Consider the following 21,048-nt stretch of genomic DNA (forward strand, 5'->3'; position numbering starts at 1 on the left):
AACTAGCGCTTCACGCCGAGGAATCTAGGGGAAAGAGGATTTACTTATGCCACCGCAACGTCGCCGTCTTGACGCGGAGTTGGTACGCCGCAAGATCGCGCGCTCACGAGAGCACGCCGTTGAGATGATCAAGGCTGGCCGCGTGACGGTTGGTGGCTTTAAGGCCACCAAACCCGCGACTGTGGTGGAACCAGAGGCTTCCATCAAGGTCGAGGCCAGCGAGGGGGATGACTGGGCCTCGCGAGGTGCACACAAACTGCTCGGCGCTCTTGAAGCCTTTGACGTGGACTTAAAAGGCAAGCGTGTGTTGGATGCGGGGGCTTCGACCGGCGGCTTTACTGATGTCTGTTTGCGTCGCGGTGCGGCGGAAGTGTTATCGGTTGACGTGGGCTACGGGCAGCTGTTGTGGCGCCTGCAAAATGATGAGCGCGTTACCGTGCTAGACCGCACGAATATTCGTAATCTGACCCTAGAGCAGACCGGTGGGCCGTGCGATGCGATGGTGGGTGACTTGTCTTTTATCTCCTTGAAATTGGTATTGCCCGCAATCGTGGAGTGCATGGTCGATGGCGCGTGGTTGTTGCCCATGGTCAAGCCGCAGTTCGAGGTGGGCAAGGACCGCATTGGCGCCGGCGGCGTGGTGCGCTCGCCTGAACTGCGCGCGGAAGTAACCAAGGACGTCGCGGTCTTCGCTCAGGAGCTCGGCCTAAGCGTAAAAGGTGTGGCTGCCTCCCCGCTACCCGGACCGAGCGGTAACGTCGAGTATTTTCTCTGGCTGGTCAAGGACGGGATGTCCACCCCGGAGGATAAGCTGGACGTACTGATCGATACGGCAATTAAGGAAGGACCTCAGTGAGCACTACCAGCGCCACGGATGGCACCATGCGCCGTGAAATTCTACTTGTCCCGCACGCAAGTCGCGAGGAAAACCTCGCCGCCACCCACCGGGCCGCGGAGCTGCTGCAGGAGGCAGGCATTAAGGTGCGCGTCTGTGCTGCGGATACTGTGCTTCCCGGGCTGCAGCACGTCCGGCATACACCAGCGGCAGCAGAGGGCTGTGAACTGGTGTTGGTACTCGGAGGCGATGGCACGTTCTTGCGCGCGGCGGATATGGCCCGCGCCGTGGACGTGCCGGTGCTGGGCATCAATTTGGGACACGTGGGCTTCCTCGCAGAATGGGAGGCGGAGTCCCTAGACCGTGCGCTCGTGCGCGTCATCGAGCAGTCCTATGACGTCGAAGACCGCCTGACCATCGACGTGGGCGTCTTCGATTCGGAAGGCGAGTTGCGTGAGCGAAGCTGGGCGCTGAATGAGGCGTCGATTGAAAATCTCAACAGGTCCGGTGTGCTTGATGCCATCCTCGAAGTGGATGGCCGCCCAGTATCCGCTTTTGGGTGCGACGGAGTACTTATTTCGACCCCTACGGGCTCCACGGCCTATGCTTTCTCCGCCGGCGGCCCTGTGCTGTGGCCCTCGCTCGATGCCATCTTGGTGGTGCCGAATAACGCGCACGCATTGTTTACCAAGCCGCTCGTGGTGTCTCCGGATTCACAGGTAGCGGTGGAATCGGCATCGGCAACGACTCCCGCCGTGGTGATCCTCGATGGTTTTCGGGAAATCTCCATGCCCCCAGGCTCACGCGTGGAAATCGTGCGCGGTGAACGGCCAGTGCGGTGGGTTCGCCTTGACCACCAGCCTTTCACCGACCGCCTTGTGTCCAAGCTGCGCCTTCCCGTGGAAGGCTGGCGCGGACCGCGGCATTAACCTGCTCTAGCGCGTAACCAGGAAGGAAGATAACTCTCCGTGCTCGTTGATATCAGCATTTCTGATCTCGGTGTAATTGAAAGCTCCACCGCGGAGCTTTCGCAGGGGCTCACCGTGCTCACTGGCGAAACCGGTGCTGGCAAGACCATGGTGGTGACCGGCTTGCGCCTGCTCGCGGGAGGGCGCGCTGATGCGTCTCGTGTGCGCGAAGGAGCCTCCAAAGCTGCCGTCGAAGGGCACTTTTCTTCTGATTCGAAGGCCGTGGCGGAACTAGTCGAGGAAGTCGGGGGAGAGCCCGATGAGAACGGCGAATACATCGCCTCCCGCACGGTGTCGGCCGCGGGGCGCTCGCGGGCCTACCTGGGTGGGCGAGCGGTGCCGGCGGCGACGCTGGGGGAGTTCGCTTCCCACCTCATTACCGTCCACGGGCAAAACGATCAGCTGCGGCTGCTGTCTACCGATCAACAGCTGGCGGCCATCGACCGCTTCGACCCTGCAGTTGACGCGGTCCGCGAGGCGTATACCCAGGCATTTAGCCACTGGCGCGGGTTGGCCAAGGACTACCAGCGCCGGACAGAATCACGGCGTGAGATGGCGCAGGAAGTCGATCGGCTTCAGTTCGCGATATCGGAGATTTCGGACCTTGACCCGGAACCGGGCGAGGACGCAGAGCTCGTGACCCTCATTAAGCGCCTGCAGGATGTTGATGCCCTGCGCGAGGGAGCCGCCACCGCGCTGAGCGCTCTCGACGGCGGGGAAGGTTTCGGTGATGAGGATACTGCCGTCAACCTCGTTGGCACCGCTGAAACTGCGCTGGCTGGGGCCAGCGATGCCGAACTCGCGCGGCTCGGGGAGCGATTGAGCGAGGTCACCACGCAATTGACCGATATTGCCGCTGAGCTCACCTCGTATCTGGGAAATCTCCCCGCAGATCCCAACCTCCTCGAGGAATCCCTGCAGCGCCAACAGGAGCTCAAGCGCCTGACACGTAAGTATGCCGCAGACATCGATGGGGTGTTGGCCTGGCGTGACGCGGCGGAAGCGAAACTAGCGACGTTGGACACCTCCACCGAGGCCCTTGAAGCATTGAAGAAGGAGGTAATGGTGGCCGAGAAGACAATGGTGGCTAAGGCAGAGAAGCTCACTGCCGCCCGCACCAAGGCAGCGAAGAAGCTGGGCTCGCAGGTCACCGAGGAGATTCACGGCTTGGCCATGCCTCATTCCACACTGACGGTCGCCGTGCGCAAGGCGAAGTACTCCAAGACGGGCGCGGATGAAGTGGAATTCCAACTCAACGGCAAGCCCTTGGCCTCGGCCGCCTCCGGCGGTGAGCTCTCCCGCGTCATGCTAGCGATGGAGGTGGTGCTCGCCAGCGGCGACGGCACCACCTTGGTCTTCGACGAGGTGGATGCCGGCGTGGGTGGACGCGCGGCGGTGGAGATTGGGCGTCGGCTAGCGCGGCTGTCCATCACCAACCAGGTCATCTGCGTGACCCACCTTCCCCAAGTGGCTGCCTATGCGGACTCGCACCTGCACGTGTCCAAGGAGAAATTCACCTCCGGCGTGGCGGATTTGAGCGCCGAAGAACGCGTCGAGGAACTCGCCCGGATGCTCGCTGGTCTCGATGACACCGCGACTGGCCGAGCGCATGCCCAGGAGCTCTTCGACCGGGCTCAAGCAGAAGTGGAGAGTTTCCGCGCGCCTTCCACACATTGAGCGCCTAACAGGGGAAACTGTCAGGCATGAGTCTGTTTTCCCGTAACACCGATCTGCCTGGAGAACACGGCGCGCTGCGTGATTGCACCCCGGGTGGCAAGGGCATGAAGAAGTTCAGCGCCGGTGACTTCGCAGTCATCAACGCCGCCAACATCTCCCGTCAAGAGGCCCAGACCCTCGTGGATATGAAACCAGCTGCTGTGATCAACGTGGCGGAGTTTTCTACCGGTTCCATTCCGAATTATGGCCCGCACATGCTTCTCGACGCCGACGTCACCCTCATTGAGGGCGTGGGCCAAGATTTCGTCAGCAACTTCAAGGATGGGAAGAAGGCGCGTCTTACTGAGGACGGGACTGTGTATGTGGGGGATACCCAGCTGTCTTCTGGGACGGTGGTTACACGGGACCGTGCGGAGAAGAACTTCTCTTCCGCGCAACGTGAACTTATCGACCATATGGAAGCCTACTTTGGTAATTCCATCGAGTTCATCCACTCCGAAGGCCCGCTCCTCATCGATGGCCTTGGCGTTCCGGATGCTGGTTCCGTTATGGCGGGACGCAAGGTCCTCGTGGTGTCGCCCTCTGAGGAGCACCGCAAAAAGCTCACTCTGCTGCGCAACTTCATCCGCGAGTATGAACCCATCATCATCGGTGTGGACTCTGCCGCAGATACGTTGGTTGAGCTGGGCTATCAGCCTAACTTTATCGTGGGAAATCCTTCGGAAGTGAGCTCTGAAACCCTGCGCAGTGGTGCCCAAGTTATCCTCCCAGCGGAGCCAGACGGCACTGCGGAAGGACTCGAGCGCATTCAGGATCTGGGAATCGGCGCGATGACATTCCCGGCTGCGACAGACTCAGCAACGGATCTTGCACTCCTGCTCGCGGATTACCACGAAGCGCAGATGATTGTGCAGGTTGGGGGCGCCCTCGATCTCGATGACATTTTTGCCAACGAGTCGAATGCCACGCCCGCAGCTCTGTTGTGCCATATGAAGGCCGGTACGCGCCTCGTGGACGCGGACGCTGTCATCAACCTCTACACCGCGCCGAATTCCGGCGCCATGGGATGGCTGTGGGCCCTGCTGGGCATCCTCGTGGCGCTGGCCGTGGTCATCCTCATCGTCGGCCTGGGTGGCGATGAATCATTCCTGCAGAACCTGATCGATACGTGGAACAACTTCGCGTTGAGCGTGCAGGGGTGGTTTAAATAATGGGTTCGCCTAAATCCCTGATTGTCACCGGTCTTGGCTTTGGCGCAGCCATTGGTATTGCATTGGGCACGTTGGTCATCGCACCGAACATGGACTCCACCCCGGGGCGCGGTGGGGAGTCCAACGACGAGGTCCGAGAAAAATACAGCAAGCTGGTGCTTGACCACAACATTGCGAAGGCCCAGCTGGATTCCGCTGATTCCGTGATGGGTGACCTCGGCCGTTACGTCGTCGACGGCACGCTAGTCCAGCGTCCGGTCATGGTACTCAGCATGCCCGACGCCAATGATGCCGATGTCAAGGCTGTGAAGGATCTTCTCGGATCCGCCGATTCCACCGACGCTGGAAGCATTAAACTGACCGAGAAATTCTTGGCCCAGGAATCCGCAGACAAGCTGTTGTCCCTCGTCACCACCACGCTGCCGGCAGGAGCGAAGCTCGATAAGAAGAAGATCGATGCCGGTACTCATGCCGGCCAAGCGCTTGCTGCCGGGCTGATGATGGATGCTAAGACCACCCAACCTCTTGCTACCGTCGACGATCGGGCGACCTTGCTGCGTGCCTTGCGCGATGCCGGCTACATCGACTACAAGGATGGCACGATCCTGCCCGCTCAGGCGGTCGTAATCGTCGGCGGCGGCCTGACTCCGGGAGAGGACGAGGACAGCGCTGGCAAGAAGTACGCTATCGACACCACCGTCAAGTTCCTGCAAGGTTTCGAGTCCGCGGACGCCGCCATGGTGTATGCCGGGCGTGTGCAGTCTGCCGGGGATGGCGGAGTGTTGGAAAAGCTGCGGGCGGCTAAGACCGGGATTAGTACGGTGGATTCCATCGACCACCCTGTCTCCCAGATGGCCAGCGTCTTGGCTGTCAAGGAGCAGCTCGATGGCGGCCGCGGCGTATATGGTTCTGCTGCGAATGCCGAGGGCGCAGCTCCGGCGCTGCCGAAGGAACTCTAAATGCCACACGAGTTTCGCACGGTGGGAAGCGAGCTGCTTGTCGACGCTCCCATCATCGCCGTCCGCCGTGATGACGTTGTGATGCCGGGAGATGTCGTGGCGCAGCGCGAGATCGTCGAGCACCTCGGTGCCGTGGCCGTTGTGGCTTTGGACGAGGACAACCGCGTCGCCATGGTGGAGCAGTACCGCCACAGTGTGGGCAAACGCCTGTGGGAGCTGCCAGCCGGTTTGCTCGACGTGAAAGGTGAAGATGAGCTCAGTGGTGCACAACGCGAACTCCAAGAGGAGGCCGGACTGGCTGCCGAGGACTGGGGTGTGTTGACCGATCTGGTGACCTCCCCGGGCTTTTGTGAAGAAGCCGTACGGGTGTTCGTGGCGCGTGGGCTGCGGGACGTCGCCAAGCTCGAGGCCACAGGTGATGAAGAGGCCGACATGGGGTTTTCGTGGGTGCCGCTAGCGGAGGCCGTCGATCGCATCCTCGCCGGTGAGATTGTGAACTCTATTGCAGTGGCCGGAATTCTCGCCGCCTATGCCTGTGTGCGTGAAGGACGCACACCGCGGCCGGTTGATTCACCTTTCGAGCTGCGGCCGCAGTCGCTGGCTAGCCGGCGCCCCGGACCGGATATGAAGAAGCTGTGAGCAGTACGACTCCCGCCGTGTCCGCTGGGGAAGCGTGGCTGATGCACCTCATGGTGGAAAAAGGTGCCTCGAAGAACACGGTGAGTAATTACCGCCGCGACATTAATCGCTACGTTTCGTGGCTAGCGGAATCCGGGATCACGGATTTACGCCAGGTTTCTCGCACGCACGTGGAGAACTACCTCATGTACCTGCGTGAATCCCTGGCCCAGTCTTCGGCCAGCCGAGCGTTAATCGTCGCACGTGGGCTGCACAAATTTGCGCTGGCGGAGGGGATGATTGAGGAAGACGTCGCGGCGGAGGTTTCTCCGCCCAAGCGGGCCCAAACGCTGCCAGAGACTCTCAGCGTGGAGGACGTCGAGAATTTGCTCAACGCCATTCCCACTGATGAATCTGCAACCCCCATAGACATCCGCGATCGCGCTTTGCTGGAGGTTCTCTACGGCACGGGCGCACGCATCTCCGAAGTGATCTCCTTGAGCGTGGATGACGTCACGGGTGAGGGGCCGACGTCCGTGCGCGATATTCTGCTGCTGAGCGGCAAGGGCGATAAGCAACGCCTCGTTCCGTTGGGTTCGCACGCGGTAAGAGCGGTCGAATTTTATCTCGTGCGGGCACGGCCGGTCTTAGCAACAGGAGCCTCCCACGCGCTATTCCTCAACACCCGGGGAAAGGCCCTGTCACGGCAAAGCGCATGGGCCGCCATCAAGTCCGCTGCACAACGCGCGCATTTGAGCACCAACATTTCGCCGCACACCTTGCGTCACTCCTTTGCTACTCACCTGCTGGAGGGCGGTGCGGATGTGCGTACCGTCCAGGAACTCTTGGGTCATTCTTCCGTGACGACGACGCAGATCTACACGCACGTGACTGCGGATTCGCTTCGCGAGGTGTGGCGTACTGCTCATCCACGCGCCTAAAGGCGCCTCGAATCAGTTTGATTTCAATCAATGACAAGGATTTCTATGACTTCATCTGCTTGCGCTTCCCGGACCTTTCGCTGGGCTGCGATTGCTCTCGCGCTCACCGTATTTCCACTTGCCGGTGTTGCGACCAACCCGGTGAGCACGAAGGGCGGGCTCACAGGACTCGGCGCGGCAGTTGCCCATGCTCAGGATGCCACCATCCCCGTGCCGGCTGGACAAACCACGACGGTTTCCCTGCCGGTGCCTGTCGACGTCTCCGTGGCCGCCGATGGGTGGAATGTGAGCGCCTCAGGTGGCACTGCTACGGTGACGGCCCCGCCAGCAGGTGGACAGATTACCGTTCCAGTGACCTACCAGGGCGTGACTATGACCATCGTGCTCGTTGCTGACGCCGACGTCACCACCGAGGAACTCAACGACGCTGCCGAAAGTGTCGATCCGGGGCGCCTTGGTGGTGGCCAGCCGGGGCCTGCGGACGCAGAGAATCAGCGAGGTAACGAGGAAGCGGGTGGAAACGGCGACGTCAAAGACGATACAAACGATGGCGGTGAGGTGACCGGTGCGGATAGTTCCGGTACCGGCCACGCGCAACCGCCCCGTACGGGCCGTGGCTGGGAAGGCGTGGATGATTCGCACACGTCCTATGTCAACCTAGAATCCACTATCGAAGGCCAAACCATTCACACCAAGCTAGGTTTGAAACAAGCACTGGACCTTTACAACCGCTTCAAGCATCTCGAGGATGAAGGCGTCACACTGCGTTATCTCAACGCGGAAGGGGAGTTCATCGAGGGCGTGAAACGCGACATTGATAAGGGTTCGCGCACCATGACTCTGACCTACCCGGAGGGGATGGAGCCCGACAACCCCTTCATCATGCAGTTCGTCAACAACGACACCCAGTCGGCAGAGCTGGTGGTGACACTCACAGACCCAACCCGGGAGAACACCACCACGGTGCCGCCGGAACAGCAGCTTGACGGCGACCGCGCCAGGACAGCTAGCGAAGAATCAGACACTGATACGGGCCTTGGCGCCGGTGCGGTTATAGCCGGGATCGCGGGACTCGGCATCATCGCCTTGGTCGCCGGTTTCGCACTCCGTCGGTTCCGTTCGCACCGGAAGCGAAAGCTCTCGTAGTCTAGCTTCCAGGCTTTATGCGCTGGCTTTTGCTGGCTATAATCGCGGTGCGGGTACTCAAGGGGGTACCCTATAATCACAAGGATGTAAGAGTGCGGCGCCGGTGGGTGCTGCAGGGCTAACGCGAAGATGGCCTAACTAGAGCCGTACAGGTCAAGGAAGCAGGTGTGACTGTGAGCGACGAGGGACTGTTTGAGGCCTCCGAAACACAGGTCGGGTTGACCGGCCGGCCACTGCGGGAGCTTCCGGAACCAGAGCCATTGGAAAAGCATGGCCCCGCCACGATTATCTCCATGTGCAACCAGAAAGGTGGAGTGGGAAAAACCACGTCCACAATCAATATGGGAGCATGCTTGGCGGAGCTGGGGCGTAAAGTCTTGCTCGTTGACTTGGATCCGCAAGGTGCGCTGTCCGCCGGGTTGGGGCTGACGCACGACCAGATCCAGGACACCATCTACGACGTCATGCTCGATAGTGAGGTTTCAGTTCATTCCGCCATCGTGCACACCGGTGTGGCGGGGCTCGACTTGGTCCCGGCCAACATTGACCTTTCTGCCGCGGAAATTCAGATGGTCAATGAGGTAGGCCGCGAGCACACCTTGGCCCGAGCGCTGCGCCCGGTACGCAAGGACTATGACTTCATCATCATCGACTGCCAGCCTTCCCTGGGCCTGCTGACGGTCAATGCGCTGGCCTGCTCGCAAGGCGTCATTATTCCGATGGAATGCGAGTTCTTCTCCCTGCGCGGCCTCGCGCTGTTGACCGATACCGTGGAGAAGGTTGCTGACCGCATCAATTTCGACCTAGAGATCATGGGAATTCTGGTCACCATGTTTGACCGTCGCACCCGCCACGCCCGCGAAGTCATGGACCGGGTAGTGGAGTACTTCGGGGATAAGGTCTTCGACACAGTGATTACACGGACCGTGCGTTTCCCAGAGACCTCGGTAGCCGGTGAGCCGATTACCACCTGGGCACCGAGCTCGCAGGCTGCCGAGCAATACCGCGACCTAGCTAAAGAGGTCATTGAGCGAGCCAACGGCTAGCCCCCTACTATGACCCAACCGGAGATCACAGGCTTTCGCATCGCGCTGGGCAATTTTGAAGGTCCCTTCGATCTGCTGCTCCAGCTCATTCAAGCGAAAAAGCTCGATGTCACCGAGGTGGCACTGTCTGAGGTCACCGATGAGTTCGTCGCCTATACCCGAGCGTTGGGGGAGACCGCGGACCTAGACGAGACGACGGAATTTCTGCTCATTGCCGCTACGCTGTTGGATCTGAAGGCGGCGCGTTTATTGCCGCGCGGCGAGGTCGATGATCTTGAGGACCTCGAACTGCTGGAGACCCGGGATCTGCTTTTCGCGCGGTTGCTGCAGTATAAGGCTTATAAGCAGGTCGCTGACCAGTTTGCGCAGTGGCAGCGCGCCGCCCAGCGCCGCTATCCACGCGCGGTGGCGATGGAGGAGCGCTTCAGCGAGCTTCTCCCACCTGTCAAACTTGGACACACCCCAGCCACGTTCGCGGAGCTCGCTGCCGGGGTATTCCGCCCCAAGCCTCCCGAGGAAGTCGCGACCGGCCACATCCACCAAGTCGCCGTCTCTGTGCCGGAGCAGGCTGGAAAAATCCTCACCACGCTCAAGCTGTTAGGCACAGGACAGTGGATGAGCTTTGACGCGTTAACGCGAGACTGCACCATTTCCATGGAAGTCGTGGGCCGCTTTTTGGCATTGCTGGAGCTCTACAAAGCCAAAGCCGTGGACGCCTCCCAGCCAGAGTCCTTAGGCCCGCTGGAATTGTCGTGGACAGGGCTCGACGTGGATCCGGCCGTTGTTGCGGCTGCGAACTGGGATTAAGGTACGCTACCGACTCATGGAGGACACGTCATCCGCAGCACACAGTGAATCCCGGGAGCCGGGCGTACCCGCGGCTCTTCCGCTGATCCCGCAGTTGCGCTCACGCCTCGAATCAATCCTTCTGGTCATCGATTCACCCGCTAGCGCCGAAGAGCTGGCCCGCGGAGTTGATGCGGAGGTTTCCGTTGTCAGAGATACTTTGCGGGCAGTGGAGCGTGAGCTCACCGAGCGGGGTTCTGGCATCGACCTGCGCGAGACACCAGAAGGGTGGCGTTTTTATACCCGCAAAGAAAATGCGGACGCCGTCGAGCAGTTCGTGCTTGATGGGACCCAAACCAAGCTGTCGCGCGCCGCACTGGAAACCCTCGCAGTCATCGCGTACCGCCAGCCGGTCACCCGCGCTCAAGTCGCTGGTGTTCGCGGCGTGAACGTCGATGGCGTTGTCCGCACTCTGCTCCTGCGCGGGCTCATCCGAGAGATCGAAGGCCCCGAGTCCACAGTTGGCAACGCACACCAGTATGAAACCACTGAGCTTTTCCTGGAGCTCCTGGGAATTGACTCTCTCGAGCGTCTTCCCGACCTCGCGCCGCTACTGCCAGACATCGAGCAGATCGATGAGGACTACTCATAAAGGCCCACCGTGCGGTAGGATTGCGGCCGGACAACGGCGCGATTCCGTGCGCCGCAAATTGAAGAACTATTGAGAGGACACATCCGTGACTCCACCCGCTCGCCGCGATGGCACACCGGACAAGAAAAAGCGAGACAGCGACATGATTGTCTCGAACGCTAAGCCGGCCCGCCATCAGCACGTAAAGAAGAAGGCCACCGCCGATTCCGTCGCCCGCGACTTGGGCGCGGACTGGTTGGTAGACGGTAAAGCTAAGAAGAATTCCCAGAACCAAGGCGAACGACTCCAAAAGGTGCTGGCCAAGGCCGGCGTTGCCTCCCGCCGCCATGCAGAGATCCTTATCGATGAGGGCCGCGTTGAGGTTAACGGCCAAGTCATCATTACCCAGGGCACCCGAGTTAACCCCAACACGGACGTGATCCGCGTCGATGGCACACGCATCAACGTCAATGAAGAAACTCAGTACTTCGTACTCAACAAGCCCCGCGGCATGCAGTCCACTATGTCGGATGACATGGGTCGTCCGTGCGTGGGCGATGTCGTAGCGGATCGGGTCGTGGCGGGCCAGCGCCTGTTTCACGTCGGGCGCCTCGATGCGGATACCGAGGGCCTGCTTTTGCTCACCAACGACGGTGAACTGGCCAACCGCCTCATGCATCCTAAGTACGAAGTCACCAAGACCTACCTGGCCACCGTCTTGGGAGAGGCCGATAAGAGGCTCGTTCGTCAGCTGCGTGAGGGCGTCGAGCTGGAAGACGGCCCTGCTAAGGCCGACTATGTGCAGATCGTGGATAAGAATCAGGGCTATTCGCTAGTACGCCTCGAGCTGCACGAGGGCCGCAAGCACATCGTTCGCCGCATGCTCAAGGAGGCCGGATTCCCGGTCCAGCGTCTCGTGCGCACCAAGCTCCACACCGTGCAGTTGGGTGATATGAAGCCCGGCTCCCTGCGTGCACTGAACTCCAACGAATTGACCAGCCTGTATAAGGCGGTGGGGATGTAATGATTTCAAACATGCCAAACCAGGGCCTAATCCTGGCCGTTGATGGCCCGTCCGGAACCGGTAAGTCCACGACCTGCCGCGCGTTGGCTAAGCGCCTCGACGCGAAATATGTCGACACCGGCGCCATGTACCGCGTGGCTACTCTCGCCGTGCTGCGCGGAGGCGTAGATCCGGCGGATACTGACGCTGTCATCGCCGCAACCGCTAACCTGCCGCTCGAGGTCTCCGATGATCCAGATTCCACGCAGGTTATCTTCGACGGAGAAGACGTCTCCCGCGTTATCCGCGAGGATGAGGTAACCCGCAACGTGTCGGCAGTGTCCGCCATCCCGGAGGTGCGTCAGAACCTCGTTGAGCTGCAGCGTCACCTTGCCGAGCAGGCACACCGCGCGATCGTCGAGGGCCGCGATATCGGTACCGTGGTGCTCGCTGATGCTCCTGCCAAGGCTTTCATGACGGCCAGCGCCGCGGTCCGCGCGCAGCGCCGCCACGATCAGAACCGTGCGGCGGGCATTGACTCAGATTTTGACACCGTGCTTGCCGACGTCGAACGGCGCGACGCCGCTGACTCTTCCCGCGCCACCTCGCCGTTGCGCCCAGCCGAGGACGCCGTACTCGTGGATACCTCTGAGATGACCCCAGACGAGGTTCTCGATGCCCTCATCGCCGTCGTCGAAGAATCGGCCGCAAAGGAGGCCTCACATGACTAATGGACCGCAGAACCCAGACGTGAATCCCGAACAGCAGCCGGAAGAATTCGAGACGGAGTTTCATTACCCGGTAGGCAAGCTCGAGGAAGAGGTCGTGCGCGATCCGCACGGCGGGTGGGCGCAGAAGGATTTCGATTCTGAGGACTTCGACTATGAATTCGATGAATCGGAATTCGACGACTCGGAGTTCGGTGAGGCTGATTTCGGCGAGGAAGAAGATATCGCCGAAGGTGACACCCCGCTCAGCGAGGAGGAGTGGGAAGCTCTATCTCATGCCTTCGGAGTAGGCGAGGAGCACACGGAGGAAAACCTGTGCACGGTGGCCGTGGTCGGCCGCCCAAACGTGGGCAAATCCTCCCTGGTGAATCGCTTCCTCGGTCGCCGTGAGGCAGTGGTGGAGGACCACCCGGGCGTGACACGTGATCGCGTCTCCTACGTGGCGGACTGGAACGGCCAGCGCTTCTTCGTTCAGGACACCGGTGGCTGGGATCCAAACGTCAAGGGCATCCACGCTGCCATCGCCCGCCAAGCAGAGCAGGCTATGGAGACCGCCGATGTCATCGTGTTCGTGGTGGACACCAAGGTGGGCATCACCGAGACCGATGCGGTCATGGCTCGAAAGCTGCAGCGCTCTGAGGTGCCCGTCATCCTGGTATCCAATAAGTTTGATTCGGAGACGATGTACGCAGATATGGCTGAGTTCTACGCGCTGGGCTTGGGAGATCCGTGGCCCGTCTCAGCCCAGCATGGCCGGGGCGGCGCCGACGTCCTGGATGAGATCCTGCGTTTGTTCCCGGAGGAGCCGCGCCATTCTTCGATTACCTCCGGGCCTCGCCGCGTGGCGCTGGTGGGCAAGCCGAACGTGGGCAAGTCCTCGCTTCTGAATAAGCTGACGGCGGAGGAACGCTCCGTCGTGGACAATGTCGCCGGCACGACGGTCGACCCGGTCGACTCCTTGGTGCAGCTAGATCAGCGCCTGTGGAAATTCATTGATACCGCGGGCCTACGCAAGAAGGTCAAGAACGCGCAGGGCCATGAGTACTACGCTTCGCTGCGCACGCGCGGCGTGATTGATGCGGCCGAGGTATGCATCATGCTTATCGACGCCTCCCAGGAAGTCTCCGAGCAAGACCAGCGTGTCCTTAACATGATTCTGGAAGCCGGTAAGGCTCTGGTTATTGCGTTTAACAAGTGGGACCTTGTGGACGAGGATCGCCGCTACTACTTGGATCGCGAGATCGATGAGAACCTGCGTCATTTGCCATGGGTGACCCGCGTGAATATCTCTGCGGAGACCGGCCGCGCCCTGCAGAAGCTGGAGCCTGCCATGATTGAGGCTCTCGAGAGCTGGGACCAGCGCGTGTCTACTGGTCAGCTCAACAACTGGATGCGTGAGGCGATTGCCGCGAATCCGCCGCCGATGAACAACAACCGCCTCCCGCGCGTGCTCTTTGCCACGCAAGCTTCCACGCAGCCGCCGACCATCGTGCTGTTTACCACTGGATTCCTGGATGCGGGCTACCGCCGTTACCTGGAGCGCAAGTTCCGCGAGCGCTTCGGCTTCCATGGCTCACCGGTGCGCATCGCGGTGCGCGTGCGCGAGCGCCGTCAACGCCGCTAACCCCCACCTGCGAGGTGGCCCCATGCGTGGCTAAATCCAGCCATTAGCCTCGGCGCGCCGCGCGGCCTCAAAGCGGTTGCTTGCCTGCGTCTTCGTCATGATGGCGGACACGTGGTTGCGCACCGTACCGCCGCTGAGATGGAGGTGTGCTGCGATATCGGCGGACCCGAGACCGCGAACGAGTAGGCGGCACACCTCGATTTCCCGTTCACTTAGCGGGTTGTCGGGAGTGAAGAGTATGTCCTGAGCAAGCTGCGGATCGATGACACGCAGACCTGAGTGGACGCGGCGGATAGCGTCGGCGAGTTCCTCCGGGGGAGTGTCTTTGACGAGGAAGCCATCGACGCCCGCGTTGAGGGCGCGTTTGACGTAACCGGGACGGCCAAACGTGGTGACGATGAGGCTACGGCAGTGAGTGGCGGCGATAGACTTTGCGGCGTCGATACCGTTCATGCTGGGCATCTCAATGTCGAGTAGAGCGACGTCTACCTGATGCTCAGCAACGAGTGCAGCGACCTCAGTTCCGGTAGAACACTCGGCAACGACGTCGATGTCGGGTTCGGTACTCAGTAAAGCGGTGAGAGCGCCTCGGACCAGGGATTGGTCTTCGGCGATGAGTACGCGGATGTGTTCGCTCATAACTATCGCACCTGCTGAATCTGCCGGTGGCCGCCCAAGGCGAGGAGGACCGTGGTCAAACCTTCTGCACGCTGAGTAATGACCTCGCCACCGACAGCTTCGGCACGGTGGCGAAGGCCAGCGAGGCCGGTGAGGCCGGCGGCCAGCGCATGCGTGGCGTCTTCCGTAAAGCCACTGCCGTTATCCGTGACCTGGAGGGAGTCTTCAGTGAGAATCACCCAGCACTGTGTGGCACCAGAATGACGTACAACGTTGGTGGTCAGCTCGCGCAGTGCCCACGAGAATAGATCTTCATGAACCCGTGGCCGAGTAAGTGTCTCAGGTAAGTAAGCCTCAATGCCGGCGGTTTCGAGGATGCGCCGCGCGGCCTGAATTTCGCCAGCAAAGGTGGGATTCTTCATCCGAGTAACGGTGGAGCGAACCTCGGCAAGGGATAACCGCGAAAGGGAGCTAATCTCCTCGAGCTCGGCAGCAGCCTTGGTGGGGTCGCGGTCGATGAGCCGGCGGGCGACTTCGGCCTTGAGATTGATAGCCGTCAGGGTATGGCCAAGAAGATCGTGGATATCGGAGGCAATGTCCTCTCGTTGCTGAGACAAATCTAGGTCGTGGCGTAAAGCTGTCTCGGTGTCTTCGCGCTGGGAGAGAGCACCGAGGGCCAAGATAAGGAGGGGCCAGCCGAAGAGGATTATTGCGAGGTTAACAAAGCGTGGGCGGTCGTACACCCAAGCGGGAATGCTAGCCACGAGTCCGGTGAGCGCAATGATGGTGGCAGCAGTTTTAAACGGCAGTGTGAAAGCGATCAAGGCTCCGAGGTAGGGCACGAAGACCACAATCCAGGCGCCGTGAGAAGGTACGGCGGCAAGCGCGATCAGCGCGAGAATAACCCACCGGATAGCTACTCGATGGTTATGGGACCACCCACGTGGATAGTCGTGCACCGTACCGAAAGAGACAAGGTAAGCAGCACAAAACACCGCGGTGATAATAACCGCCCAGGTTCGCTGGACGGTGGAATAGCTGGGCTGGAGGAGAATCTGCAGCAGCACCGGTAGGAGAAAGATGAGCCAGACAGCGGCGAAAGCAGCGTCACGTGGTCTGAAGTTCCGCATCATGCTCGCTCCTTGTCGCGCTTGTGCAAAAGCAGGCATAGCCCGACGAACACCATCGTCCATACAGCGATATTAACGTATGCGTACCAGAGCGGGTCCTCAATGAAGAGGCGTTCGCCATTGATCATCTGGGAGCCTTCAGAAAGGGGCCAACGGGCAAGCGCTTGCGCGCCATACATTGGGGTGAAGCGTCCTACCTCCAACAGCGACTCCTTCAGGGGCATGAATACGTTCCCGGCAAACGCAAGTATGACGATGGTGGAGGTCGCTACGGAGACGGTGTTTTCCGAGGGAATGAGCATAGCGCAGGCCATGCCGTAGAAGCCGAAGGGAATAGCGCAGACAACAGTTATGAGAAAAGCTAGCGTCCACTGGTCCGGCTGCATGGAAGCCTTGGTCAGCCCACCGGTCATGAAGACAGCGGCAATGGGCAGGATGGCGCGAACCGCGATGTTGAGAAAGTTGGCAACGGCTAGCTGGGAAGACCGAAGGGGAGTCAACGCTAGTTGGCGGCCCCAACCCGCGCGATTCTCCGCGACCAAAGATCCGGCTGCGCCCACAGCGCCAGTGGCTCCTGCATAGAGCGCCATGCCGATCATGACCAGTGCAGCGACATTACCACCGTTGAATTCGATGTCGCCGTACTCTTGCATCGCGCCAAAGAGGATATAGAAGATGATTGGCAGGCCGATGCTGAAAAAGAGCGTGGGCAGGTCACGGCGCAGACGTTTAAGGTCGTGGGCGGCGTAGTTGATGGTTGTCCCGAGCGTGGGAGTTACGGCATTGTCAGTGCTCATCGTGGGGTCTCCTTATGGGGTGATCGTGTCGGGGGAAGCGTTCGAGAGCTCCATAAAGGAGTCTTCGAGGCTATGGCCGGAAATTGTGATGTCCCGGGCCGTGGTTTCGGTGAGTAAGTAGCGAGCAAGTACATCAGAGTCTCGGGTCGTGATGGACAGGCCGGTGTCTGTGTGCTCTTGATACAGCACTCCTGGAAAAGACCCAGTCACGAGGTTGTCGGGAATCCCGTCAGGGAAGCTGGCGCGGATGGTACGGGTGGCATTTGCATTGCGGATCTCCTCGGTGGAGCCATCAGCTTGAACCTCACCCCTGTTGAGCATGATGATGCGCTGGGCAAACGTATCGGCCTCTTCGAGATAGTGAGTGGTGAGAAGAATCGTTCGTCCAGCGCTAGCTTCCTCGTGCATGGCCTCCCAAAAATGACGGCGGGCGCCGGCGTCCATGCCTGCGGTTGGTTCGTCGAGAAGCAGCACCTCCGGATCTCCTAACAAGGCCAGCCCGAAACGCAGACGTTGTTGCTCGCCGCCAGAGCACTTGCCTACCCGACGCGAGAGGATAGAACCCAAGTTGGCGCGCTCGATGATCTCCTTATAGGGGCGGTGGATGGGAAACGCGGCACCGAGCAGCTCAAGGGTTTCCTTCACGGTTATCGCCGGTAGTAAGCCGCCAGATTGCATGACGGCACCGATACGCCCACTTTTAGAGGCACGAGATGGAGAGCCTCCAAGCACACTAATAGAGCCTGAGGTTGGGGTAGTCAGCCCCAGGATGAGGTCAAGAAGCGTGGTTTTTCCGGCGCCATTGGTGCCTAAGAGGCCGACGATTTCACCTTGCTCAATGCTAAGAGAGACGTCGTGAAGCGCGTGCACAGGATTGCGGGAGGAGGCGTTGAAGGTTTTGCTTACACCGTTGACGTCGATTGCTGGTGTGGTGGTACGTGTCGTGCTCATACCTTCACGCTATGACGTGAAGGTTTTCGCAGCATAGACAGGGTGTCACGAATCCGGGATGACAGTTGTCATGGTTGACGGAGGTGGTTACTCCCTTGAGCGCGCCAGCACGAAAGCATCAGTTCGGTACGGAATACGCAGGACCTGGCCGGGCTTAAAACCCATGTGCTCATAGAGATACCAGTTGAGGTTGTAGGTCATGCGCTCGTGGATTTCTTCTCCATTGCGAAGCCAGTACGAGCGAGTTTGCATTAGCTCATGCAGGTCCTCAGGGGTGAGCTCGTGTTCCCACGTAAGGCGCAGCTCCTCACGAAGAGTCCATGGCGCGGTAAAGGATGGGTAAAAGCCGGGGCGGTGGACATCACCGGAGTGCATGATGCGGGAAAGACGCAGGATCCACGGGTCTGCATTGACATCAAGGGTGTTCCATACCAAAAGGACCTTGCCACTCGGCCGAAGGATTCGGTCGAATTCTGCACATGCCTGGTCGACGTCGACCCAATGCCAGGTTTGCGCGCAGGTGAGGGCATCAAGGGAGGAGCTGGCGAGCGCTGTGTTCTCGGCGGTGGCCCGCCAGCACGGCACCCCGAGCCGGCGCAGAACACGCGTCATGTCGGGGGATGGATCGCTGGCGTAGACGACGGGATTGGTTAGGGATTCAGTAAGTTTGCCGGTTCCTGCACCAACATCGAGAACTGTATGCGCAGTGGCGATGAGCTGCGATACTTCACGTGGGTAACCGGGGCGCACGTCATGGTAGGTCTCCGCGCCTTCGCTAAAAGCTTGCGCGGAATGCCTGCGTCGTTGGGCAGTGCCGAAGCTGGGCGCCTCCTTCCCCGAAGCCCGACGGTAGCTGGGGTAATGCTCGGGCAGAGGATGAGCGGGAGTGGCGCTGGAGGAAACAGATGGTTCGGAAGGCGAAGAGCACATGATGCTCTCAAACTTACCGTGGCGCTGCGGGTTCGTAGATGTCGATGCGATGTTTTAAGGTGGACGAGGATTTATTGGCGCGCAGAAGTGAGAGTGGTAAGGGGGAATAATGGGTAAAATGGCTACGGCATGGCCGCGCCCAGTGCACACGCTCGTCGGTCTAGCGGCCAGCGCTGTCTGCGCACTAGCGTTGGCGTCGTGTGGAACACCCCAGGAAGCCCCGACATCCCCGACACCTGAAGCAGCATGGACAAATGATCTCGGTATCCCGGTAGCGCCCATGCTCGTCGGTCCTGAGCCAGGGCACACAAAGAAGATGAAGCTAGCCTCTGGGCGCAGTTTCCTACTTCACGTGCCTGAGAACTACACCCCGGAGCGCGCGTGGCCGGTGCTGCTTTCTTTCCACGGGTATACGGATTCGCCTGAGAACATGGAGAAGTACAGCCAGTTTGATGCTGCTGATGCCATCGTGGCTTACCCTGCTGGGGAGAAGGCCGCGTGGGCCCCAGCACCTTACGCAGTGACGAGCGCGGAAGAAGACCTCGACTTTGTGCGCACAATCGTGGATAGCCTGCGGGCCACTTATGAGGTGGACGACAATGCCATCTTCGCGGCTGGATTGTCTAATGGCGGAGGGTTTGCGGCCTTCTTGGCGTGCCGGATGCCAGGGACTTTTCGCTCAGTAGCTACCGTGTCAGCTGCATACTACGAAGGAATCCATACGGACTGTTCTGATCGGCCGGTAGGCCGTTTGGACATTCACGGAACTAAGGATCCCGTGGTCAACTATGAAGGCGGTGTGCGTCATGACACGGCTTATTCTTCCGTTGCAGAGGTGCTCGGGCAGCATCAGAAGCGCAACAAGTGCCGTGGTGACGTCGAGTCGGTACGCCTCACAAACGGTGCCACCAGAGAGACGTGGACCGGGTGCCAGGCTCCGCTTCAGCACATCCGCATTGAGGGGGGATCTCACGTGTGGCCGGGTGGTAACAACTCCACGAAAATTGAGGTGGGAGAAGGCTTCGCCACCGATGCGGTGCTAGACTTCTTCGGAATTCCTGGCAGACCCGAAGGCACAGAAGAACATAATGTGGCCTAGAGCCGGACTATCACCTCAAGGTGAAATGCGCACAAGGAGTATCGAGGGAGCGAACCCGCGCTAGGCAGATATCCGCGACCGTTTTAAAACCCGCGTGGTGCGCGGCACTAGCAGGCTCGGTGGGGTGGGGTATTTGGACCAAGTGGAATGAGCGTTGACCGTTATCCTCGCGGTTGAGTTCAACCACGGCTTGGGCAGTGGTTCCTGAGCCTGCAAAGAAATCAAGGACCACCGCGTCTGTGCCGCCGGCGATGGACAGTAGATGCTTAATGAGGCGCACAGGCTTGGGAAAATCGAAGACTCCCGTGACACCAAGTGCTTCTTCGACGTCACGACGGCCTGTTCGGGTTACCCCAAAACGCTCTCCATCGAGAATGGAACGGGGACGTGCACCCTTCTTTTCGTAGTTCTTGGTGTAGACAAAACCGCGCCGAAAGACCAGTTCCTCATAATGCTCAGCGACCTTGTCTTTACCCCAACGCCACCGCGCGACGCCCGACTTGCCCTCCGGCTGGTGCGGCCAATATTCGCGGCCATTGGGGCCAACGATGGGAAAGTCGAGGCTTGGTAAGTAGCCCAAGGTCTTAGAGTCCAACCGCACGAGGGAATAATTCCCTTTCTCATCGCTGTGGTTATAGCGGGTTGATGTGTGCGCTTCCAAGTCCAGGTTGAATCCGGGATTTGAAGGTGACTTGGCATAGCAAAGGATGTACTCATGCTCGAGAACCGCATATTTGGAATCATTCTTGCCGGTCCCGCCCTTCTTCCAAATGAATTGCCCGGCAAAGCAGTCCTCACCGAAAACCTCGTTGAGTAGTAAACGCAGGTGAGCGCTTTCTGACTCACCGATGGACACGATGATGAAGCCGGTATCGGCGAGCACCTCACGAGCCAGGATCAAGCGTGGCAACATCATAGAAAGCCACGCGGCATGCCACTGCCCAAAGTGCTCTGAGCGCATCTCTCGACGTTGACGGAAATTATCGCGGTAGACAAAATCCTTGCCGGTGTTATAGGGCGGATCAATGTAGATGATGTCCGCTCTCATCCCCTGTGCAATGAAGTCCTTTAAAGCGTCGAGATTATCCGCCACTGTCACGCTGTTGGGGGCCGAATGAGGACCGTTCATCAGTGTTCTTGTGCGAGTGGCCTTCTCCGTGGCCTGCGCCGCAGCCTGCTCCTTACCCGGCCACACAAGGCCAAAGACTGACCCGCCTTGGGGGACTGAAGGAATGTGTAGGTCAGAAGAAGGCAACTCTTCAGAGGGATGGGCGGGAGATTCGTGTGCGGAAGGAGACTGAAAGAAAGGCATTGTGGTGCGCCGAGGTTTCGACTTCGATTTTAAAGGTA

At 59.9% G+C, this 21,048-nt stretch carries 21 protein-coding genes; 15 read left to right on the forward strand and 6 right to left on the reverse strand.

The genetic code is table 11. The features are described 5' to 3' along the window. Window positions 1-46 precede the first annotated feature (46 nt). The 14 genes from RDN59_RS05980 (at window position 47) to der (ending at window position 14,173) form a co-directional block, all read left to right on the forward strand. Window positions 47-856 carry a TlyA family RNA methyltransferase gene (locus RDN59_RS05980; RefSeq protein WP_308607052.1) on the forward strand — a complete coding sequence of 270 codons (810 nt, stop codon included), beginning with the start codon at window positions 47-49 and terminating at the stop codon, window positions 854-856. A gap of 26 nt (window positions 857-882) precedes the next feature. After that, entirely contained in the window at window positions 883-1,764 is an 882-nt protein-coding gene (locus RDN59_RS05985; protein ID WP_308607072.1) for an NAD kinase, read from the forward strand. Window positions 1,765-1,803: 39 nt separating this feature from the next. Continuing rightward, on the forward strand, window positions 1,804-3,480 hold the full coding sequence (gene recN, locus RDN59_RS05990; RefSeq protein ID WP_308607053.1) for a DNA repair protein RecN: 1,677 nt from the start codon (window positions 1,804-1,806) through the stop codon (window positions 3,478-3,480). A 26-nt stretch (window positions 3,481-3,506) separates the two neighbouring features. Continuing rightward, a complete protein-coding gene (steA, locus tag RDN59_RS05995; RefSeq protein ID WP_308607054.1) occupies window positions 3,507-4,691 on the forward strand; it encodes a putative cytokinetic ring protein SteA in 1,185 nt (394 codons plus the stop codon). Beyond that, window positions 4,691-5,650, forward strand: a complete 960-nt coding sequence (locus RDN59_RS06000; RefSeq protein WP_308607055.1) for a copper transporter — start codon at window positions 4,691-4,693, stop codon at window positions 5,648-5,650. The genes steA and RDN59_RS06000 overlap by 1 nt, the downstream gene beginning before the upstream one ends. Next, a complete protein-coding gene (locus RDN59_RS06005; RefSeq protein ID WP_308607056.1) occupies window positions 5,651-6,289 on the forward strand; it encodes an NUDIX hydrolase in 639 nt (212 codons plus the stop codon). It abuts the gene before it with no gap. Window positions 6,290-6,330: 41 nt separating this feature from the next. Beyond that, complete coding sequence (xerD, locus tag RDN59_RS06010) at window positions 6,331-7,209, forward strand: site-specific tyrosine recombinase XerD (RefSeq protein ID WP_308607073.1); 879 nt, start codon at window positions 6,331-6,333, stop codon at window positions 7,207-7,209. A 45-nt stretch (window positions 7,210-7,254) separates the two neighbouring features. Beyond that, on the forward strand, window positions 7,255-8,355 hold the full coding sequence (locus RDN59_RS06015; protein ID WP_308607057.1) for a hypothetical protein: 1,101 nt from the start codon (window positions 7,255-7,257) through the stop codon (window positions 8,353-8,355). Window positions 8,356-8,528: 173 nt separating this feature from the next. Beyond that, complete coding sequence (locus tag RDN59_RS06020; RefSeq protein ID WP_308607074.1) at window positions 8,529-9,401, forward strand: ParA family protein; 873 nt, start codon at window positions 8,529-8,531, stop codon at window positions 9,399-9,401. Window positions 9,402-9,410: 9 nt separating this feature from the next. Beyond that, entirely contained in the window at window positions 9,411-10,208 is a 798-nt protein-coding gene (locus RDN59_RS06025) for a ScpA family protein (protein WP_046649234.1), read from the forward strand. A 16-nt stretch (window positions 10,209-10,224) separates the two neighbouring features. Next, the gene (gene scpB / locus RDN59_RS06030) at window positions 10,225-10,839 is read left to right on the forward strand and encodes an SMC-Scp complex subunit ScpB (protein WP_308607058.1); all 615 of its coding nucleotides are present in this window, start codon (window positions 10,225-10,227) and stop codon (window positions 10,837-10,839) included. Between the two features lie 85 nt (window positions 10,840-10,924). Next, the gene (locus tag RDN59_RS06035; RefSeq protein ID WP_046649236.1) at window positions 10,925-11,842 is read left to right on the forward strand and encodes a pseudouridine synthase; all 918 of its coding nucleotides are present in this window, start codon (window positions 10,925-10,927) and stop codon (window positions 11,840-11,842) included. Then, window positions 11,842-12,552 carry a (d)CMP kinase gene (cmk, locus tag RDN59_RS06040; RefSeq protein ID WP_308607059.1) on the forward strand — a complete coding sequence of 237 codons (711 nt, stop codon included), beginning with the start codon at window positions 11,842-11,844 and terminating at the stop codon, window positions 12,550-12,552. The genes RDN59_RS06035 and cmk overlap by 1 nt, the downstream gene beginning before the upstream one ends. Continuing rightward, window positions 12,545-14,173 carry a ribosome biogenesis GTPase Der gene (der, locus tag RDN59_RS06045; protein ID WP_308607060.1) on the forward strand — a complete coding sequence of 543 codons (1,629 nt, stop codon included), beginning with the start codon at window positions 12,545-12,547 and terminating at the stop codon, window positions 14,171-14,173. The genes cmk and der overlap by 8 nt, the downstream gene beginning before the upstream one ends. 30 nt (window positions 14,174-14,203) lie before the next feature. On the opposite strand, the gene RDN59_RS06050 is transcribed toward der, so the two are convergent. The 5 genes from RDN59_RS06050 to RDN59_RS06070 form a co-directional block, all read right to left on the reverse strand. Continuing rightward, window positions 14,204-14,812, reverse strand: coding sequence for a response regulator transcription factor (locus RDN59_RS06050; RefSeq protein ID WP_308607061.1), 609 nt, complete (start codon window positions 14,810-14,812; stop codon window positions 14,204-14,206). 2 nt (window positions 14,813-14,814) lie between these two features. Beyond that, window positions 14,815-15,924: a histidine kinase gene (locus RDN59_RS06055; RefSeq protein ID WP_308607062.1), complete on the reverse strand. Its 1,110-nt coding sequence runs from the start codon at window positions 15,922-15,924 to the stop codon at window positions 14,815-14,817. Beyond that, the gene (locus tag RDN59_RS06060) at window positions 15,921-16,718 is read right to left on the reverse strand and encodes an ABC transporter permease (RefSeq protein ID WP_308607063.1); all 798 of its coding nucleotides are present in this window, start codon (window positions 16,716-16,718) and stop codon (window positions 15,921-15,923) included. The genes RDN59_RS06055 and RDN59_RS06060 overlap by 4 nt, the downstream gene beginning before the upstream one ends. 12 nt (window positions 16,719-16,730) lie before the next feature. Beyond that, window positions 16,731-17,669, reverse strand: a complete 939-nt coding sequence (locus RDN59_RS06065; protein WP_308607064.1) for an ABC transporter ATP-binding protein — start codon at window positions 17,667-17,669, stop codon at window positions 16,731-16,733. A gap of 87 nt (window positions 17,670-17,756) precedes the next feature. Beyond that, window positions 17,757-18,599, reverse strand: coding sequence for a class I SAM-dependent methyltransferase (locus RDN59_RS06070; protein ID WP_308607065.1), 843 nt, complete (start codon window positions 18,597-18,599; stop codon window positions 17,757-17,759). 118 nt (window positions 18,600-18,717) lie between these two features. Here RDN59_RS06070 and RDN59_RS06075 point away from each other — a divergent pair, with 118 nt between their 5' ends. Next, entirely contained in the window at window positions 18,718-19,698 is a 981-nt protein-coding gene (locus RDN59_RS06075) for an alpha/beta hydrolase-fold protein (RefSeq protein WP_308607066.1), read from the forward strand. Between the two features lie 10 nt (window positions 19,699-19,708). On the opposite strand, the gene RDN59_RS06080 is transcribed toward RDN59_RS06075, so the two are convergent. Beyond that, window positions 19,709-20,791 carry a site-specific DNA-methyltransferase gene (locus RDN59_RS06080; RefSeq protein WP_308607075.1) on the reverse strand — a complete coding sequence of 361 codons (1,083 nt, stop codon included), beginning with the start codon at window positions 20,789-20,791 and terminating at the stop codon, window positions 19,709-19,711. Between the last annotated feature and the right edge of the window lie 257 nt (window positions 20,792-21,048).

The organism is uncultured Corynebacterium sp. (genome assembly GCF_902489365.1).
Lineage (GTDB): Bacteria > Actinomycetota > Actinomycetes > Mycobacteriales > Mycobacteriaceae > Corynebacterium.

What these genes read in the sequence shown, in the direction of transcription:
- RDN59_RS06025 (WP_046649234.1), top strand. Translation starts at nt 9,411, where the DNA reads ATGACCCAACCGGAGATCACAGGCTTTCGCATCGCGCTGGGCAATTTT.
- RDN59_RS05980 (WP_308607052.1), top strand. Translation starts at nt 47, where the DNA reads ATGCCACCGCAACGTCGCCGTCTTGACGCGGAGTTGGTACGCCGCAAG.
- scpB (WP_308607058.1), top strand. Translation starts at nt 10,225, where the DNA reads ATGGAGGACACGTCATCCGCAGCACACAGTGAATCCCGGGAGCCGGGC.
- RDN59_RS06015 (WP_308607057.1), top strand. Translation starts at nt 7,255, where the DNA reads ATGACTTCATCTGCTTGCGCTTCCCGGACCTTTCGCTGGGCTGCGATT.
- RDN59_RS05985 (WP_308607072.1), top strand. Translation starts at nt 883, where the DNA reads ATGCGCCGTGAAATTCTACTTGTCCCGCACGCAAGTCGCGAGGAAAAC.
- der (WP_308607060.1), top strand. Translation starts at nt 12,545, where the DNA reads ATGACTAATGGACCGCAGAACCCAGACGTGAATCCCGAACAGCAGCCG.
- RDN59_RS06060 (WP_308607063.1), bottom strand. Translation starts at nt 16,718, where the DNA reads ATGAGCACTGACAATGCCGTAACTCCCACGCTCGGGACAACCATCAAC.
- RDN59_RS06070 (WP_308607065.1), bottom strand. Translation starts at nt 18,599, where the DNA reads ATGTGCTCTTCGCCTTCCGAACCATCTGTTTCCTCCAGCGCCACTCCC.
- RDN59_RS06050 (WP_308607061.1), bottom strand. Translation starts at nt 14,812, where the DNA reads ATGAGCGAACACATCCGCGTACTCATCGCCGAAGACCAATCCCTGGTC.
- cmk (WP_308607059.1), top strand. Translation starts at nt 11,842, where the DNA reads ATGATTTCAAACATGCCAAACCAGGGCCTAATCCTGGCCGTTGATGGC.
- RDN59_RS06065 (WP_308607064.1), bottom strand. Translation starts at nt 17,669, where the DNA reads ATGAGCACGACACGTACCACCACACCAGCAATCGACGTCAACGGTGTA.
- RDN59_RS06055 (WP_308607062.1), bottom strand. Translation starts at nt 15,924, where the DNA reads ATGATGCGGAACTTCAGACCACGTGACGCTGCTTTCGCCGCTGTCTGG.
- RDN59_RS06075 (WP_308607066.1), top strand. Translation starts at nt 18,718, where the DNA reads ATGGCTACGGCATGGCCGCGCCCAGTGCACACGCTCGTCGGTCTAGCG.
- RDN59_RS06000 (WP_308607055.1), top strand. Translation starts at nt 4,691, where the DNA reads ATGGGTTCGCCTAAATCCCTGATTGTCACCGGTCTTGGCTTTGGCGCA.
- steA (WP_308607054.1), top strand. Translation starts at nt 3,507, where the DNA reads ATGAGTCTGTTTTCCCGTAACACCGATCTGCCTGGAGAACACGGCGCG.
- RDN59_RS06005 (WP_308607056.1), top strand. Translation starts at nt 5,651, where the DNA reads ATGCCACACGAGTTTCGCACGGTGGGAAGCGAGCTGCTTGTCGACGCT.
- xerD (WP_308607073.1), top strand. Translation starts at nt 6,331, where the DNA reads ATGCACCTCATGGTGGAAAAAGGTGCCTCGAAGAACACGGTGAGTAAT.